General features: G+C 39.1%; 16 protein-coding genes. 7 read left to right on the top strand and 9 right to left on the bottom strand.

What is annotated here, in order from left to right; genetic code table 11:
• Position 1: 1 nt before the first annotated feature.
• Positions 2 to 1,543: a RagB/SusD family nutrient uptake outer membrane protein gene (locus tag BFL47_RS09405; RefSeq protein ID WP_069659540.1), complete on the top strand. Its 1,542-nt coding sequence runs from the start codon at positions 2 to 4 to the stop codon at positions 1,541 to 1,543.
• Between the two features lie 74 nt (positions 1,544 to 1,617).
• Here BFL47_RS09405 and BFL47_RS09410 read toward each other — a convergent pair whose 3' ends face one another.
• The 3 genes from BFL47_RS09410 to BFL47_RS09420 form a co-directional block, all read right to left on the bottom strand.
• Positions 1,618 to 2,310 carry a response regulator transcription factor gene (locus BFL47_RS09410; RefSeq protein ID WP_069659541.1) on the bottom strand — a complete coding sequence of 231 codons (693 nt, stop codon included), beginning with the start codon at positions 2,308 to 2,310 and terminating at the stop codon, positions 1,618 to 1,620.
• 71 nt (positions 2,311 to 2,381) lie between these two features.
• The gene (locus BFL47_RS09415; RefSeq protein WP_069659542.1) at positions 2,382 to 4,241 is read right to left on the bottom strand and encodes a sensor histidine kinase; all 1,860 of its coding nucleotides are present in this window, start codon (positions 4,239 to 4,241) and stop codon (positions 2,382 to 2,384) included.
• 194 nt (positions 4,242 to 4,435) lie between these two features.
• Complete coding sequence (locus BFL47_RS09420) at positions 4,436 to 4,801, bottom strand: DUF3127 domain-containing protein (RefSeq protein ID WP_069659543.1); 366 nt, start codon at positions 4,799 to 4,801, stop codon at positions 4,436 to 4,438.
• Positions 4,802 to 4,868: 67 nt separating this feature from the next.
• Here BFL47_RS09420 and BFL47_RS09425 point away from each other — a divergent pair, with 67 nt between their 5' ends.
• Entirely contained in the window at positions 4,869 to 6,065 is a 1,197-nt protein-coding gene (locus BFL47_RS09425; RefSeq protein ID WP_069659544.1) for a THUMP domain-containing class I SAM-dependent RNA methyltransferase, read from the top strand.
• Between the two features lie 266 nt (positions 6,066 to 6,331).
• Here the strand turns inward: BFL47_RS09425 and hisS are convergent, their stop codons facing one another.
• Positions 6,332 to 7,741 (bottom strand): histidine--tRNA ligase, encoded by a 1,410-nt coding sequence (hisS, locus tag BFL47_RS09430; RefSeq protein ID WP_069659545.1) that lies wholly within the window; start codon positions 7,739 to 7,741, stop codon positions 6,332 to 6,334.
• Positions 7,742 to 8,300: 559 nt separating this feature from the next.
• Positions 8,301 to 8,657, bottom strand: a complete 357-nt coding sequence (locus BFL47_RS09435) for a winged helix-turn-helix transcriptional regulator (RefSeq protein WP_069659546.1) — start codon at positions 8,655 to 8,657, stop codon at positions 8,301 to 8,303.
• Between the two features lie 109 nt (positions 8,658 to 8,766).
• On the opposite strand from BFL47_RS09435, the gene BFL47_RS09440 reads away from it, so the two are divergent.
• The 4 genes from BFL47_RS09440 to BFL47_RS09455 all read left to right on the top strand — a co-directional run bounded on the left by BFL47_RS09440 (position 8,767) and on the right by BFL47_RS09455 (position 14,154).
• Entirely contained in the window at positions 8,767 to 9,369 is a 603-nt protein-coding gene (locus BFL47_RS09440) for an FMN-dependent NADH-azoreductase (RefSeq protein WP_069659547.1), read from the top strand.
• A gap of 319 nt (positions 9,370 to 9,688) precedes the next feature.
• Positions 9,689 to 9,958, top strand: coding sequence for a nucleotidyltransferase family protein (locus tag BFL47_RS20495; RefSeq protein ID WP_394332407.1), 270 nt, complete (start codon positions 9,689 to 9,691; stop codon positions 9,956 to 9,958).
• Positions 9,959 to 10,267: 309 nt separating this feature from the next.
• Complete coding sequence (locus BFL47_RS09450) at positions 10,268 to 12,241, top strand: DUF3857 domain-containing protein (RefSeq protein ID WP_069659549.1); 1,974 nt, start codon at positions 10,268 to 10,270, stop codon at positions 12,239 to 12,241.
• Entirely contained in the window at positions 12,238 to 14,154 is a 1,917-nt protein-coding gene (locus tag BFL47_RS09455) for a DUF3857 domain-containing protein (protein ID WP_069659550.1), read from the top strand. The genes BFL47_RS09450 and BFL47_RS09455 overlap by 4 nt, the downstream gene beginning before the upstream one ends.
• Here BFL47_RS09455 and BFL47_RS20360 read toward each other — a convergent pair.
• The 4 genes from BFL47_RS20360 to fumC are packed head-to-tail and all read right to left on the bottom strand — an operon-like array spanning position 14,141 to position 17,019.
• Positions 14,141 to 14,263 (bottom strand): hypothetical protein, encoded by a 123-nt coding sequence (locus tag BFL47_RS20360; protein ID WP_262482886.1) that lies wholly within the window; start codon positions 14,261 to 14,263, stop codon positions 14,141 to 14,143. The genes BFL47_RS09455 and BFL47_RS20360 overlap by 14 nt on opposite strands.
• A 6-nt stretch (positions 14,264 to 14,269) precedes the next feature.
• The gene (locus tag BFL47_RS09460; protein ID WP_069659551.1) at positions 14,270 to 15,067 is read right to left on the bottom strand and encodes a S1/P1 nuclease; all 798 of its coding nucleotides are present in this window, start codon (positions 15,065 to 15,067) and stop codon (positions 14,270 to 14,272) included.
• 1 nt (position 15,068) lies between these two features.
• Complete coding sequence (locus BFL47_RS09465) at positions 15,069 to 15,572, bottom strand: hypothetical protein (protein ID WP_083257091.1); 504 nt, start codon at positions 15,570 to 15,572, stop codon at positions 15,069 to 15,071.
• 49 nt (positions 15,573 to 15,621) lie between these two features.
• A complete protein-coding gene (gene fumC, locus BFL47_RS09470) occupies positions 15,622 to 17,019 on the bottom strand; it encodes a class II fumarate hydratase (RefSeq protein WP_069659553.1) in 1,398 nt (465 codons plus the stop codon).
• A gap of 140 nt (positions 17,020 to 17,159) precedes the next feature.
• Between fumC and BFL47_RS09475 the strand changes: the two genes are divergently transcribed.
• Positions 17,160 to 18,359 (top strand): serine hydrolase domain-containing protein, encoded by a 1,200-nt coding sequence (locus BFL47_RS09475; RefSeq protein ID WP_069659554.1) that lies wholly within the window; start codon positions 17,160 to 17,162, stop codon positions 18,357 to 18,359.
• Positions 18,360 to 18,398: the final 39 nt, after the last annotated feature.

Below are 18,398 nucleotides of genomic sequence, written 5' to 3' on the forward strand. Positions count from 1 at the left end.
CATGAAGAAACAAACTATAAAAACGGTACTATTAAGCATGGTCATAATGCTTACTATAGGAGGATGCAGTAAAGATTTTTTAGATCAGCCACTGCCTGGCAAGCTGACTGAAGATGAGTTTTATAAAACAGATGCAGATGCAAATCTGGCCATTATTGCGGTCTATGATATTATGCAATCGGATTTTTGGAATGGTGGCTGGACCAGCATGCTGATGCTTAAAATCATGCCATCAGACGAAAGTAATGCCGGTGGAGCAAATACCGGAGATCAGCCCGGTTATCAGGATCTGGATAAGTACACCGCAACTCCACTGAATGATAAAGTATCAGCAGCCTGGCAGAAATGTTATACTGCTATATATCGTGCAAACAAGATTATTGTTAAAGTGCCAGCTGATACGGATATCCGTAAAAGAGTCATGGCAGAAGCTAAATTCCTAAGAGCCTATAATTATTTTGATCTGGTTAGCTTATGGGGAGATGTTCCCTTGGTCACAACTGATATTGATCCAGGAAGTTATCCCACAGTTGGAAGAACACCCAAAGCTGATGTCTATGCCTTAATCGAAAGCGACTTGAATGACGCAATTGCGGTGCTTCCTTTAAAAAGTGCTTATTCTAAAGCAGATAAGTTCAGAGCTTCCAAAGGTGCAGCACAGGCTTTACTGGGTAAAGTTTACTTATACGAAAAGAAATGGAAAGAGTCCGCGGATCAATTTGAGCTAGTAATTAATTCCAATGAGTATCAGCTGGCATCATCCGTTGGTGCTGCTTTTTCAAAAGCTGGAGAATTTGGATCTGAATCTTTATTAGAAATCTCTTATTCCAATACTTTAGGCTATGATTATGGTAATTTCCCATGGGGTAACACACCAGAAAGTAACATTCACGTACAACTATGGGGACCACGTTCTGATGCAGGATACGTAAAGGCTCCCGGTGATTCTTTACTTGGAGGTTGGGGAATGAACCTGGCTAAACAAAAACTTTATAACGCTTTTGTAGCAGCAGGTGATGTAGTAAGAAGGGGACAAACCATCATGTCCAGAGATGAATTAATAGCTGCCGGTGGAAAATTCCCAGCCTCAGGTGTTTATGATTTTGATGGCTGTTTCCAACGTAAGTACGGATCTTTCGCTACCCAGTCAAGTACTTCAGCAACTGCTGTACTGGAATTAAATTACGGTACCAACTGGAGGTTTTTGCGCTATGCAGATATCGTTTTGATGGCTGCTGAAGCAAATTACCGTTTAGGCGGAGCTTCTGAAGTCAAAGGTCTGGGGTATCTGAATGATTTAAGAACGCATCGTTCATTACTTCCTTCAACCGGTCTCAGTGGCAATGAACTCTTTACGGCTATCGTAAAAGAACGCCAATTAGAACTGGCCTTCGAAGGGTTCCGTTATCTGGATCTGGTAAGATGGGATCTTGCCGTACAGGAACTCGGTCCGCTGGGTTTTGTAAAAGGCAAACATGAACTTCTTCCAATTCCCAATAATGACGTAGTAACCGGTAAATTAACGCAAAATCCTGGTTACTAGGTCTCTCTAGCAATGGAATGGCTCAACTAGCTATTCTATTGCTTTTATCTATGTATTTGGAGCCCAATACGATATTAGTTTACAATCAGCTTATATCCCTTACCATGAACATTAAGAATTTCAACAGCAGGATCATCTTTCAAGTATTTTCTCAGTTTACTTAAAAAAACATCCATGCTGCGACCATTAAAGTAGTTATCATCATGCCAGATGCTTAACAATGCCTCTTCGCGGGTAAGTACATTATTCTTTTTGAGGCATAGGAGGCGGAGCAATTCGCCTTCTTTAGTTGACAACTTTTGAATTAAATCATCCTTTTTGATCGACTGGGAGGTATAATCAAAATAATACTGGCCAATTTCAAATCTATCGGGAGTCTGTGTGGATGAACTATTCTGATTAGCCACCCGTTTCAATAAAGCATTAATCCGTAAAAGCAGCTCCTCAATCCGGAAAGGTTTGGTAATGTAATCATCGCCACCCAGTGTAAAAGCTTCCGATTTATCCTCAATCATGGCCTTTGCGGTAGCAAAGATGATTGGAATAAGTGGGTTCGATTTCCTGATATCTTTTCCTAAAGAAAACCCATCTTTTTTAGGCATCATGATGTCAAGGATACATAAGTCGAAGCTCTCTTTGTTAAAAAAGATAAGTCCTTCTTCGCCATCTTTTGCGAGTTTTACTTCATATTTGCCCTTTAGTTCCAGGTAATCCTGTAATAGCATTCCCAGGTTAGGATCATCCTCTACCAATAAAATTTTCTTCATTAGATTTAGTAATTAAGCTTCAAAAGCACTGTTTTAAGAGTAATCATAAGCCGGTTCAAGGCATGGATAACTTAGACGGTATGAAAGATAATCTCAAAGTCAGATCCCTTGTCCTTTTCACTCTTCACTTTTATTTCCCCACGATGTCTGCTCACAATGTCATGCACATAGCTTAAGCCAAGGCCAAAGCCTTTCACATCGTGCAAATTGCCTGTAGGAATACGGTAAAACTGCTCAAAAATTTTCGACAAGTGATCTTTACTCATCCCTACACCATTATCAGATACACGGATTACTAATTTTTTTCCTGTATTAAAAGTCGATATTTCAATCTTAGGAACCTCCTTGCTATATTTCAAGGCATTATCGATCAGGTTAAAAATAACGTTACTTAAATGGAGCTCATCCCCATTAATCGCCGCATGCTCTGCTTGCAGGTCTAGATGTACTTTCGCGTTCTTTTTTTGAAACTGAAGCTCCATACTATCGGATATGGCACTGATCAGATCATTCATCTCTACCTTCATAAAGTCGAGCTTCAAATCACCCTTATCCAGCTTTGCAATATTCAACACGCGTTCAATATGGTTACCTAAACGGATGTTTTCATCGTAAATGATCCCCGCTAAACGGCTAATGCGTGACTTGTCTTCCGTGATTTCGGGATCTTTCAGTGCTTCACTAGCAATCATAATCGTGGCCACAGGAGTTTTAAACTCATGAGTCATGTTATTTATGAAGTCAGTTTTCATCTCCGAAAGCTTTTTCTGCCTGAAAATAGTCATGATGGTAAAGGCAAAACACCCTATTAATACCAGCAACAAACTCGCGGAAGAGGCTAGTACTGCATGCATATTTTGAAACATGTACTGGTTTTTGCCCGGAAACATGACTGTAAGTAATCCGGTGTCAGATATAATCCCCTTTGGGAAAAGTGTGGTATGATAGACGCTTAATTCGTCATTTTTACCCTCCACGTTGGAGATACTCGAAAATAGTAACGAATCAGAATTTGCTGTCGAGATTTTATAAGAATAATCCAGATTAATTCCCCGGTTGATCAACTCAGTCTGCAATAGCGTATCCACTGTCCTGGGATTTACCCGTCTTAGCAGTGGAATGTCAAATTGCTCATAGTCGTTTGCCAGGTCTTCAAAAATTGCAGACTTATGATTCACCTTTTTTGCGCTATGAAAGAATTGATTCATGCTTTTCGCTTCTTTATGCCGCTGTTCCCTAAGCTGTTGCTCCCGAAATTGAGTCTCTTTCTGTTCCTTCGTTAGTGCTAATTCATTAATCAGGCTTTGATTTTTTCGTGGCAGTGATATCACCCGTATTCCAGCTACCGGATCTTCAATCAGATAATAAACGGTGTCCTTAACCGATGACCGCGCTTTCTTTAGCATTTGCCCTTCCGCATTATCCACATACAGTTCGTGCACTTCATTCTGAAATACTTGTCCATAGTCATCAACAGACTGATGCATTTTTATTTTAAAATGCACTTTGCTTAATTGATCCGGATCACGGAAATAGGTTTCATAAAAATCATTATCTATAGTCATGATCCTCGGAAACTTACTCCTTAAGGTGCTGTCGCGCTTTTTGAAATCCCTTTCTATATTCTGTGTAAGCGCATTTATTCGAGTAGTAAAGCGTTCAACCTGCCTTTGTGCCTGTATCTTGTCCCGTCTCTTTTCCTCTGCATTTTTTTTTAATTCTTCTGCAATAGCTTTTCTTTTAACAAAAAGCATGGCATCCCGTTTAGCCAGCTTATTAGTTACTTCACTGAGGGAACTGTTTACAGAAAGATCGAATAATTGAGATTTCTGAACGTAAGATTCGCGAATAAAATAATATTGCATAGCTATCACACCAAACAGCGCGGCACTCATCAATCCTAGAATAAGAGCTATACTTCTTTTCTTCATCCTTTACAAAAATACATAAGTGCCTGTCCTGTAATTATCTTTTAACATTATTTAACACAGCTATTTCCCTTTTAAATCTTTTTCTACAAATCTCAGTAAATTTTTTAAATGTAAAAAGGCCCCTTGCATCTCGCAAAGGGCCTTTTTAAACGTTTTAGAATATGATGTTCGTATAAGCTTTTCGTGATGAAAGGCTAGAATGGTAAGTCATCATCCTGTGGTGCTGCATTGAAATTAGCTGGCGGAGCATATTCCGGAGTGTTGCTTTCTGGAGTTTCACCATTAAGTACATTCACTCTCCACACGATCAACGAATTAAAATAGCCTGTTTTACCAGTTTTATCTTTATAAGCACGACCGCGCAGATTGAAAAATACCTCTACCTGATCTCCTACTTTCATACTATCAAGTAAGTTAACCTTATCCTGCAATGCTTCGAATTTTATGTATTCGGGGTATGTAGGATTCTCTGCATATTCTACAACTAGCTCTCTTTTCTTAAATGATTCAGTAACATTCATTACCGGAGAGATCTCATGTACTTTTCCCTTAATATCCATACTTTTATTTCTTTTAAAATCAAAACCAAAACTGGCGAAATTAATTGATTAACTTTGTACATATTTTATGCAAGTTTTCAACACTCCCAGCAGAATCATTATTACCTGCAACAACAGGCTCACGCCTTATCTTATAAATGAGGTAGAAGCATTAGGTTTCGATATCAAACGCAAATTTAATACAGGACTAGAGCTGGAAGGCACTGTCAATGACTGTATCGTATTAAATCTTAATCTGCGCACCGCCAGTCAGGTCTTATACTCCATTAAAAGTTTTGATGCACCCAGTCCAAAAGAACTTTACGACGGTTTAATAGAAATTCCATGGGAAGAGATCATTGATTTCGCCGGTTATTTCTCCATTACTTCCAATGTAGAGAACGAACACATCCGCACGTCACTATTTGCCAATGTAAAAGTGAAAGATGCGATAGTTGACCGGATCAGGGACAAGAAAGAAGTAAGGCCTAATACCGGCTCTTCTATCGACAAAACCGTCGTCCATCTGTATTGGAAAGAGAATGTGGCCGAAATTTTTCTGGATACCTCCGGAGAAGTTATTTCCAAACATGGCTACCGTAAGTTACCCGGAAAAGCACCCATGCTGGAGGCTTTAGCGGCATCGACTATCCTGGCGACCAAATGGGACCGCAAAAGTACTTTTGTGAATCCGATGTGTGGATCGGGTACCCTTGCCATCGAAGCAGCCCTCATTGCTACTGATAGAAGACCTGGTTTATTCCGCATGAACTACGGTTTTATGCATATCCTGGGTTATGATGAGCAAGTGTTTTTTGAAGAACGCAGAAAGCTGAAAGATGCTGTTATTAAGCATGTCGACATCAAGATTATTGCCAGTGATATTTCGGAAGAAGCAATTGAAGAAGCCCGCCAGAATGCGAAGACTGCGGGTGTTGATCAGCTGATCGATTTCCAGGTGTGCGACTTTGCCGATACGGTGATGCCCGAAGAAAAAGGCGTAATCATGTTCAACCCTGAATATGGTGAACGTATGGGAGTTCATTCTCAGCTTGAAATTACTTACAAACGTATCGGTGATTTCTTGAAACAGCAATGCAGAGGTTATTTCGGATATGTATTTACCGGAAATCCTGATCTGGCGAAGAAAATCGGACTAAGAGCTTCCCGTCGTATCGAATTTTACAACGGTAAACTGGATTGTCGCTTGTTTGAATACGAATTATATGATGGCTCACGTCGCGAACCTTTGGTGGAAACGGTAGTTGAACCAGTGGTAGAATAAAATACAAAAAGGCCCCAAAAGCCTGTTTATAGTTCAAAATATAAATCAAAAAACAGGCTGCATCGTAATACGATAGCAGCCTGTTTTTTTATACCATTGAAAGACAAGTTCATTGACTAGGATCAATTTAATCTACTCTTTAAACGCGATTAGATTCATATTGCTTTTATTTTTTTACCCTTTTCTAATAGAGCATTGGATTCATTTATAGTATTGAAAAAGGGTTGTTGTTAGTCGTTTTTCATACCTAAGAACATGGTTTTGATCTATAATGCGACCTTTTTTAATTTTGTGATCAATTCCTCTTTTGTCAGCGACTCTTGTGTTCCCTGCTGCATGTTTTTTAATGTCAGCTTCCCTGATAACATTTCATCACTTCCGATCAGCACAACATAGGGGATATGTTTGTCATCCGCATAAGACATTTGTTTTTTCAACTTTGCAGCCGAAGGATATAACTCTGCAGCAATATTTTGATCCCGTAATGCCTGGATGATCGGCAACGCATACTGCTCAGCCTGTTCATCGAAATTGGTAATCAGTACTTCGGTTGTCGAAGAAGTGCCCGCAGGGAAAAGGTTAAGTTCTTCCAGTACATCATAGATTCTATCCGCTCCAAAAGAGATTCCAGCACCCGTTAATCCTTTGAGGCCAAACATGCCCGTCAAGTCATCATAGCGGCCACCACCACCAATACTTCCCATTGCAGCTTCATTTGTTTTCACTTCAAAGATAGCGCCGGTATAATAGTTTAATCCTCTCGCAAGAGTGATATCAAATTCTAAAAATGAGGACAGCTCTTCCGAAGTCCAAGCCGTTAGTTTTTTTAAGTAATTGATGATTAATTCAATTTCTGCAATCCCTTTTAATCCAATTACAGATGTTAAAAGGACCTTTTTTAATTCGGACAGCTTATCTTCTGTAGATCCCTGTAATAGAATTACCGGTTTCAACTGCTCGATGTCCTGCTCTGTAAAACCTCTTTCCAGCAGTTCTTTGGTAACGCCTTCGATACCGATTTTGTCGAGTTTATCAATCGCCACCGTCATGTCTACAATCAGCTCAGGTTTGCCAATAATTTCAGCAATCCCGGATAGTATTTTCCGGTTGTTGATCTTGATCGTGAAGTCTTTTAGTCCCAATAAGGACAATGCTTCTTTGTAAATCAATACAAATTCAGCCTCATTCAATAAACTTTCGGAACCCACTACATCAGCATCACATTGATAGAATTCCCGGTAGCGGCCTTTTTGCGGGCGGTCGGCACGCCATACCGGTTGTACCTGGAAACGTTTAAAAGGAAATGAAATTTCATTCTGGTGCATCACCACGTACCGGGCAAAAGGAACCGTCAGGTCATAACGTAATGCCTTTTCTGAAATCAGGGGCAACAACGATTTAGAGGTGTATACAAAATCAGCCGACTTTTGCTTTTTACTCTCAGGGTCTGTCCAAAAATCGCCACTGTTCAGCATTTTGAAGATCAGCTTATCGCCTTCATCGCCATATTTGCCGGTCAGGGTGCTCAGGTTCTCCATAGAAGGAGTTTGAATTTCCTGATATCCATATTTACGGAAAACCGATTTTATGGTATCAAAAATATAATTACGCTTCACCATTTCTGGTGGCGAGAAGTCTCTTGTGCCTTTAGGAACAGACGGTTTAATGTTCGCCATGTCGCAAAAATACGAATTGCCTGCTTAATTCAGGTACGGGTGGAAGGATCGAAATGGATTAATGCAGTCTGGAAGATACAATTGAAATAATATTATCCAGATATAGAGATAAAGCTGTAATGGTATTAGTTAGTTTGCAAAACAGATTGCAACAGTATAAATGGATATCAAGTTAAGACAAAGCTTAGATCAGATTATTATCTGTTTACCCTTGATGCCAGAGTGAGTGTACGGTGACGCCACAGTGAGGCCACCTTTTTGCGTTAAAACGTGGCCTCACTGTGGCGTCACGGTGGCCTCACCGTGGCATCACCCTTAATCAGACCACTAGCTAATCTTAATTTGACTAGTTACTAAATACTTGAATTTAGTTAAAAAGGATAAAGAAAGATCCAGTGGTTTTCCTTCGAAAGTAATTCATGATGTTCATTTTAGGATATTTGGACGTGGCTTAGAGTAGCATTTCGTAAAAGTAGCCAATACTGATAATAAATAGGCGCTATCATCGCAAGTTGGGACCTTGAACAATTTTATAATGAAACAGGACCAAAGTATTAAACTACCTTTCCGATTTTAGCTTTTCCCGATGCATGGTTCCCCAGTCTCTCAAGGAGTCTAATACGTCATCCAGCGTATCCGCATAATGAGTAAGCTCATATTCGACTACTACCGGAGTTTGAGTATGTACAATCCTTTTTACAAACCCATTCATTTCGAGTTCCTTTAGTTCGCTTGACAATACACGTGCAGAAATACCCTCTACCGTACGCTGGATTTCGTTAAAACGCTTATTGTCTTCCCTTAAGGCTACGATTACACGCAGTTTCCATTTACCACCAATAACATAAAGCGCGTCGCCAATTGCGGTAAGCGATCCCTTGCATTCTTGTGCTGTGACCGGAGTTTTAAGCTGCATAATTTTTTATATTTAAGGTAGTATACAAAAGGTTACTACTAACCTTTTGTATACTACTAATATTATATAACCAAATATAGATAGATTTGATCATATAAAAATTGAAAAAATGAAAAAGATACTTCATATAATTTCGAGTCCAAGAAATGGCGATTCCTTTAGCATAAAATTGGGAAATGCTGTCATTGAAAAGATCCAAGCTGAATATCCTGGTAGTACAGTAAAAGAAAGCAACCTGGTTAAGGCCAATTTTCCTCATTTGGAAGAAGCGCATCTCTCTTCATTTTTTACCCCTGCAGAAAGCCGGACACCAGAAAATTGGGCAGCTGTAAAACATTCCGATGGGGCGATTCAGGATATTATGGATGCCGATATTATCGTAATTGGTGCCCCTGTTTATAACTTCAATATTCATTCTACCCTGAAGGCATGGATTGATCATATTGCCCGGGCAGGGATAACCTTCAAATACGGTGAAAATGGCCCTGTAGGATTGGTTCAATCAAAGAAAGTCTATATTGCACTAGCCTCAGGCGGAGTTTATTCCGAAGGACCCATGCAGTCATTTGACTTTGTTACGCCTTATTTGAAAGCCGTATTGGGTTTTATTGGCCTGAAAGATATTACTGTTTTCCGTGTTGAAGGTACCTCTATGCCCGACTTAAAGGAAGCTGCACTTGCAAAAGGGATCGGTAGTATTAATTTGAATTAATAGAATAGTACAGCATAAGACAACAACGTGATTAGCACTAAAGTGAAAGGATGCAGATAGTATCCTGCACTTTAGCGTTTGTATTTAGGTATATGATTGGACATACTAGATTGCCTGTTATTACCCTGGATATCATTATTCTTATATTTGAACGATGATTCCATTCCTTATAATGACAAAAATTATTGTGTTATGATTCATATATCTCTCATAATTCATTTCGGAATATGCCGGATGGCAAGAGTTTAGAAAAACTTTGTAAATTTGTTACTGTTGTTTTGACTAAATGGACAGACTTGAAGCTTTCAAACCATAAATTATCAATCTTTGTAAAAGATACAAAGTTAAAAGCTTGTATGCTTTTGGGTCAATCTTGACTAATGAATATAATAACAAGAGTTACATCGATCTAATTGTAGACTTCTCTAAAGTCCCTTTAGAAGATTATGCAGACAATTACTTCGAGTTTAAATTTTCCCTGGAGGATATTTTGAAAAGACCTATTGACTTATTAGAGGAAAAAGCTATCAAGAATCCTTATTTCAGACAATCTGTAAATCAGCATAAACAACTTGTTTATAGACAATGATATCAAAATTTGACATGGTCTGGGTATTGTTATCTGATATTTACCGGTTTTGCAAACCGAGATTCAAGCTTTACTGGACGAATAAAAATACATATTTTAATCCTCAGAATCTTTCAATATGCCTTTTTGAAGCTGATTTTATTCATTAGATTTGAAATGTCAATTTAAATTAAAGAAGCTCTTTAATAGGCGTTTAATAACCCAATACTGATACTTCACTGGGAAATTAGATTTCATTACATCGGGCTGTTTCAAAGATTTTAATACCTAATTTTTATAACCTTTTTATAACCTTATCTTTTCATTGAAATGAAAAAACTACTCATTTGTCTGGCCTTATCTCTGTGCTTCATTCATGTATATCCTGCAGACTTTCCTTATGGCGTGGTTTCTCTTGAAGATTTAAACATGAAGGTTTATTCGAAAGACACATCAGCAAATGCGGTTGTTCTTCAGGAGTTTGGTAATACCCGGATCAGCAGTGGCGATGGTACTCCTCTTATGTTTGAGTATCATGTGCGCATCAAGATCTTTAATGCCAGTGGGTTTAATCAGGGAAATATTGTTATACCAATATATAAGAGCGACAACGAGCGTTATGAGGAGGTTTCAGAAATTAAGGGCTCCACTTTTTTTATCGACCACGATGGGATGATGAGAGAAACAAAACTGGATCCTAAGATGGTTATTCGCGAAAATAAGGATAAGCACCACAATCTGGTTAAGTTTGCGATGCCCGATCTAACTAACGGCTGTGTTATCGAATACGTCTATACGCTTAATTCTCCCTATAGATTTAATTTTCGCAACTGGTATTTTCAGGACGACATTCCGAAGGTTTACAGTGAATATATTGCACATATCCCTGGTGTCTACAACTACAATACCGTGTTAGTTGGTGGAAGAAAATTAACCAAAAACAATATGGAGTTAGAAAGAGAGTGTTTTACTCCTGGGGGAGGAGTTAAGGCAGATTGCTCTAAGATTACATATATCATGGCTGATATTCCCGCATTCGTGGAAGAAGATTATATGACTGCAGCAAGTAATTTCAAATCGGCTATCAGGTATGAGTTATCCGATTACGTGGATTACCGTGGTATTAAACACCAGATTACAAAAGAGTGGAAAGATGTAGACTATGATCTCAAAAAGGACCCATATTTCGGTAATCAGATGCGAAAAAAAGAGCTCTTTAAAACTCAGCTTCCGGCATTGATAGCCGGACAACCTGATGCACTTATACAGGCAAAAAATATCTATTCTTTTTGTCAAAAGTGGTTTAAGTGGAATGGCTTTAACCAGATTTATAGTGTCGACGGACTTAAAAAAGCAGTGGAAACGCATTCGGGTAGTATTGCGGATATCAACCTGGCCTTGATTTCAGTATTAAATGAAGCAGGTTTGAATGCGGATGCTGTTCTTTTGTCGACAAGAAGTAATGGGGTGGTAAATAACCTGTTTCCTATTCTCACTGATTTCAATTATGTGGTTGCCCGGTTAACTATTGCTGATAAAACATATATGCTTGATGCGACAGATCCATTTTTGCCTTTTGGGTTATTACCTATAAAATGTATCAATGATAGGGGTCGGGTGATCAGTATGAGCAAACCCTCTTACTGGATAGATTTGGTTGCCTCGCAGAAAGAAAGTAAGATCTATAACCTGGCACTTGAATTATTGCCTGATGGAAAAATTAAAGGCAATATCATTGAAATTTCTCTTGGATATGAAGCCTATAATAAACGGAAGGCGATTAAGAAGTTTAATTCTGTGGAGGAATACGTTGAAAATCTGGATGAAAGCATGCCTAAGACCAAGATCATTAGTAATAAGATTGTTGGTTTAGATAGCTTGGATGCGCCCTTATCGGAATCTTATGTAGTAGAAATAAACGCTTATGACAATCTCAATAAAGGTCAGTTTGCATTTAACCCCTTTTTTATGGATCGTAAGATAGAGAATCCATTCAAGCTGATGGAACGGAATTATCCGGTAGATTGGGGTGCTCCCTCAGATATACGGATTAGCTTGATATGTAATTTCCCGGAGGGTTTTGAAGTGATTAGTAAGCCTGAACCTGTTGCATTGGCGTTGCCTGCAAAGGGTGGTCGGTTTACAAGTGAAATAACAATTGATGGCAGTCAGTTTATATTTCAGCAAATGACTCTGCTTAATAAATCTATTTATCAGCCAGAGGAATATCCTTACCTGAAAGAGCTCTTCAATAAAATGGTTCAGGTTCAAAAGACAGATGTCATATTCAGAAAAAAACAATGAGACTTTTAAGCTGTGTATTCTTCTTCCTTTTAACAGGTTTTGATACGATTGCTCAACAAAACTATGCAGTAGGCAACATTCCTCCTGAGCTAATGGTGAGGGCAAGTGCGGTGATTCGAAATGATGAGCTGAGTATTGAAGTGAAGGATTTGAATGATGTAGTGATCAGGGTTAAGGCGGCTGTTACTGTGTTGAATAAAAATGGTGATAGAGAGGCTCATATTTATGTGTGGTATAACAAGACCAGGCAGATTAAATTTATTAAAGCTGCTGTGTATGATGAGTTTGGCTTATTAAAGGGCAAAATCGCTGAGAAAGAATTTAAGGATGAGAGTGCGGCAAGTAACTATTCTTTGTTCGAGGATTCAAGAGTCAAAAAGTTTTCTCCTGCGGTGACCACCTATCCCTATACGCTGGAATATGAATATGAAGTACGCTCTAAACAAAGTTTGATCTTACCGGAATGGACGCCTAATACAACTACAGGTGTTTCATTGGAAAATGCAAAATTGACGTTAATTTGTAAGCCGGATTTTGCAATTCGTTTCAAAGAAGAAAACTATGCCGGTAAAGTAAATGTGACGGATACTGAAGAGCTGAAAACCTATACTTGGGAAGTGCATCATCTAAAAGCATTGCGGGATGAACCTTATAGCCCTTCGGCTGATACTTATCTGCCTGTCGTACGTATTGCACCTGTAAAGTTTGCTTATCAGGCGGTTAATGGATCTTTTACAAACTGGTTGGAATATGGGATGTGGATGAATGAAAAACTCTTGCTGAACCGGGATCTTGTTCCTGCTGAAACGGCAGCATATATCAAGGAGCTGGTGAAGGATATCGATGATCCCAGGCTTAAAGCTAAAAAGATATATGAATTTGTGCAAAATAAAACACGTTATGTAAGCGTGCAAATAGGCATTGGAGGCTATCAGCCTATTACAGCAGCAGAGGTAGACCGTTTAGGTTATGGGGATTGTAAAGGACTTGTTAATTATACCAAAGGATTGCTGAAGGTTGTGGGGATCAATTCCTATTATACAATTGTGGAAGCGGGATCGGATAAGAAAAGTGCGATTACTGATTTTGCCAGTATGAATCAGTTCAATCATGCCATTCTTTGCATTCCCTTTCCAAAGGATACGACTTGGGTGGATTGTACGAGTAAAACGTTGCCTTTTGGTTATTTGGGTGACTTTACAGATGATCGGATTGCACTGGCCTGTACAGAAACAGGTGGAAAACTGATTCGTACGCCAGCGTATCCGTCTGACGCAAGTAGCCAAATTCGCAAAGCAAACTTCAAGCTGGACGAAAAGGGTGATTTAAACGGGGAGATGACTACCACTTTTGATGGTTTGCAATATGATAACAGAGCAGAATTGATCAATGAACCCTATACAGAGCAGGTGAAAAAGCTTCAGCAGATTTATACTTTAAACAATCTGGAGATCAAATCCTTTAAACTGGAGGAAGATAAGGGAAGGATTCCTGTTACCACAGAGCGGATGAAATTCTATGCACGGGAATATGCTTCATTAAGTGGAGATCGGTATTTCATCACATTAAATGCTCTAAATCGGGGAAGGAGTTTAAAAGAGGTACATAACCGGGTGAATAAACTGGATATCAGTCGTGGTTATACGGATATAGATGAAATAACCTATACACTTCCAGACAACTATAAGATGGATGGCCTCCCTGAAAACTTTAAAATGGAACAACCCTTCGGTCAATATTCCATTGATATTCAGGAAAAAGGGAATACGTTGGTATATACGCGTAAGTTACATTTAAAGGAGGGCGTATACCCTCCTGAAAAATATGAAGACCTCGTTAATTTTTACCAGCGAGTTGCTGAAATGGACGAAAGCAGGATCAGTATGGTAAAAAGGATTGTTAACCAAAAATAACAATTCCTAAAAATATTCCTACAATCATAATCAGGTACATCAGGATTTCAGTGGTAGCAAAACGTTTATATTGATTCCAGAAAGAAGGACCTTTTTTTTGATCTGACATTGTGTTTTAGTTATGGGCAAATATTTCATTTAATAAGCCTGCAAGCCTTACACCGCCTTTAAGCAGTTGATCGTTCATGGTTTCTACCCATTCATAATTGTATTTATAGCCGTAAGAAGTGTTCGCTTCGGCTTCTTTATACAGCTTTTTACTTATTTGATACGAGTCGAAAACCCAAGTGCTTAAATCATCATGTTGCCATTTTGAGATTTGCTCTGGTGTAGGGTAATTTATAGCATGAGTATATTCCGAATAGCTTAACTGTTGGTATTCGATCAGATTGGAATCCCAAATGCTGTGCAGGTTATCCGGACGGTTAAACCATTTGACGTCAACGTCGTTTCCTCCTTTATCGGCTGCTCTGCCGCAATGCATAGGTTGATGCAGATCACCAACCAAGTGTACCAATACCCGGATGTAGAATTGCTTTAATTCATTTGAAACGGTTTTCTTTTTTAACTCTCCAGAGGCAAAAAGGATTTTGTTATAGGCGTTTGCACTGGTATCCTGCGCAAGTGCAGCCTTTGCCTGCTCATAAGTAAGCCCCTCAGGTAGATTGACATAATGCCAGGTTCCCAGATAGTTAAACTTAGGGTTTGATTTGCTGAAGTCCATCCAATTACTGCTCATGGCTAAACTTTCGTTCCCCATGATCTTTTTTATCTGCTTGCGCGCCTTTGAAGAGAGATGTGATTCTGCAACCTCAGCTACTACACGATGACCGAGCATTCCCCAGGCCATAGATTGTAGGGGAAAGTAGAGGATGAGTCCTGCTAAGATTGTTATTTTGAAAATGTTGTTCATTTTATAGTGGTTGAGGATTACACTTAATTCGTTTTTTTAGTTTAAGTGTTACCGGTAAATGCTGTTGAAGGTTCATCAATTTGACTTGCCCTGGTGCTATTTTCTGAATTAGAAACATAGGTAGGTATTGACCTGTACGATAACAGCCTGATATTTTTTGTTTGAAATTTTCCTTAGTGTAGGTGCCAATGATGTAAAGGGTGTCATGGCTTACTACATAATTGCCTTTAGCATATTCTTTCCAATGGCCATTGTGGTAACATTCGTCCTCATAATAATTTACTTTTGAGGAAGTTTCGAGAGTTACATAAAATGAATCGCAGGTGAATGTAAATGAGTGTCTTGTGTGTGTGAGCAAACTATCCTCATACTTCAATGGTTCTTCCTCCCAAATGCCTTGTAAGGCAGAAGAACCAGGTTTTTGCACTTCAGGGTTGAACCTGCAGGCAGAGAAGAGGAATAAAATAAATAAGAAAGTAACGAGAACCTGTGATCTGTATGTCATAGAAAGTTTATAAATCCCTCCTTGTTTTCAGGGAGGGATTTAATGATTTTTATTTAAGGCTTCCAATCATATCTTCAGGACGAACCCATTGATCAAATTGTTCGCCGGTTAGTAAACCAAGCTCTAAGGCAACTTCACGAAGTGATTTGTTTTCCTTATGTGCTTTTTTAGCAATTTTTGCCGCATTTTCATAACCGATATGCGGATTAAGTGCAGTAACAAGCATCAGCGAATTATCTACATGCTTTTTAATGCCTTCGTAGTTAGGTTCAATTCCAACGGCGCAATGGTCATTAAAAGATACGCATACATCACCTAAAAGGCGGGCAGACTGAAGAAAGTTGACGGCTATTAAAGGTTTGAAAACATTTAACTCATAATGTCCGTTTGATCCACCGATAGTAATGGCTACATCATTTCCCATTACCTGGGCAGCAACCATGGTTACGGCCTCATTCTGTGTGGGGTTTACTTTTCCGGGCATAATGGAAGAGCCGGGTTCATTTGCAGGAATAATAAGTTCGCCAATGCCTGAACGTGGACCTGAGGCCATCATCCGGATATCGTTTGCAATTTTCATTAAGGCTACAGCTAGCTGTTTTAATGCGCCATGAGTTTCGACCATTGCATCATGAGACGCAAGGGCTTCATATTTGTTTTCAGCTGTCACAAAAGGAAGGCCTGTGAATTTGGCGATATAGGCTGCAACTTTAACGTCGTAACCCTGAGGGGTATTGATACCGGTTCCAACGGCTGTACCACCTAATGCAAGCTCAGAAAGGTGGGATAGCGTGTTTTTTATCGCTCTAAGACTATGATCTAACTGAGAAACGTATCCGGAGAATTCTTGTCCCAGTGTTAAAGGAGTTGCATCCATTAAATGGGTACGCCCTATTTTAACCACGTTTTTGAATGCCTCAACTTTTGCTTTAAGTGTATCTCTTAGTTTCTCCACTCCAGGAATAGTGGTATGAAGAACCATTTTATATGCAGCAATGTGCATGGCAGTAGGGTAGGTGTCGTTTGATGATTGTGATTTGTTTACATCATCATTTGGGTGAATGAAGGTTTTCCCTTCGCCCAATTTATGTCCCTGGATAACATGTGCACGATTGGCAATCACTTCATTCAGGTTCATGTTGGATTGTGTTCCTGATCCTGTTTGCCAAATTACCAGCGGAAACTCTTTATAAAGGTCGCCCTTTAGGATTTCATTACATACCTGGGCAATAAGATCACGCTTTTCAGCGGGAAGTACACCACAATCCGTATTTGTAAAGGCAGCAGCCTTTTTTAGATAGGCAAATGCATCGATAATTTCTGATGGCATGGATGCATCAGGACCTATTTTAAAGTTATTTCTTGAACGTTCAGTTTGGGCACCCCAGTATTGTTCTGCAGGTACCTGCACTTCGCCCATGGTATCAGTTTCTATTCTAAAATTCATGATTGTAAAATATTAGTAGGCAAATTTAATTTTTTTATCCTTCATAATCAGTTGAAAAGTGTTTTATGGAATACTCTTGTTAGGGTTATTGTAATAAAATTCTGATTTTCGCCGTTGAATTTCAGTTTTCTTATTGATCTATGACACGAAAATCCCTATTTGTAACAATCCTGCTCTTCTCTTCCCTTGCATTCTCCTTTTGCTCTTCCGAGAAAAAAAAAGAAGTCCGTACTGTTGAGGATGACAAATCAGACAGCCTGATGCTGGTTTATGATCCCAAAAAGGGTGATGTTAAAATAGATGAATTTATGCAAACCCTGCATAAGAAAAGAGGCTTTAATGGCAACGTGCTGGTAGCTAAAAAAGGAAAAATAATATACCAGAATGCAATTGGATGGGCGGATTACCTTCATCGGGATAGCTTGAATATTAATTCGCAGTTTGAACTGGCATCTCTAACCAAAACGATGACCGGTACTGCCATTCTGATACTTGCTGAAAAGGGTAAACTTAAACTGGATCAGACGGTAAATGATTTCTTTCCAGAATTTCCATATCCTGGTATAACCATCAGGATGCTGCTTTCCCATCGTTCAGGAATGATGAACTACGTTTATTTTGTGGATGGGGTTTTTAAAGCGGAAAAGAAGAGTGAAAGTAAGGGAATTAGTAATCAGGATGTAATGAAATTAATCGCGGAGAAAAAGCCTTCCCCTTATACCCGACCTAATGTAAAGTTCCATTATAATAACTCAAATTTCATGGTTCTGGGTGCTATCATCGAGAAAGTAAGTGGAATGCGTTATTCGCAGTTCATGATGGAAAATGTATTTAAACCGGCAGGGATGCATCATACAGCGGTATATTCAAAGGCTGAATATGAAACAATTCCGGTAGATGTGGTGGGACATGATCGTACATGGAGGTATTCGGTGGTGCAGAATTTTCTTGATGGCCCGGTAGGGGATAAAGGAGTATACAGTACCGTTCAGGATTTATTTTTGTTCGACAGAGCATTAAGAAAAGGGAATATATTGAGTAAAGCATGGCAGGATTCTGCTTATACCGCACATAATGAATTGAGTCGTGGTCATTTTAGTTATGGATACGGCTGGAGAACGTTTGATGGAAAGGGCGAAAAGGTGGTCTATCATACGGGCTGGTGGCATGGATTCAGACACATATATTTGCGCGATTTAAAATCGGATGTGACGATTGTGCTATTGAGTAATTTAACAAATGGGAGTCTTTTGCAATTGGATGACCTGTATAAATTGGTAGGAATGCCTGTAGTTCGTAAATCTGCTTATCATGGAAATGGTGATAGTACGGATGAGTGATTTATTTTAAATAATGCTAGAACGAATTCCTTTTTGTAT

It is taken from the genome of Arcticibacter eurypsychrophilus (genome assembly GCF_001730525.1).
In the GTDB taxonomy this organism is placed as follows: Bacteria; Bacteroidota; Bacteroidia; order Sphingobacteriales; family Sphingobacteriaceae; genus Arcticibacter; species Arcticibacter eurypsychrophilus.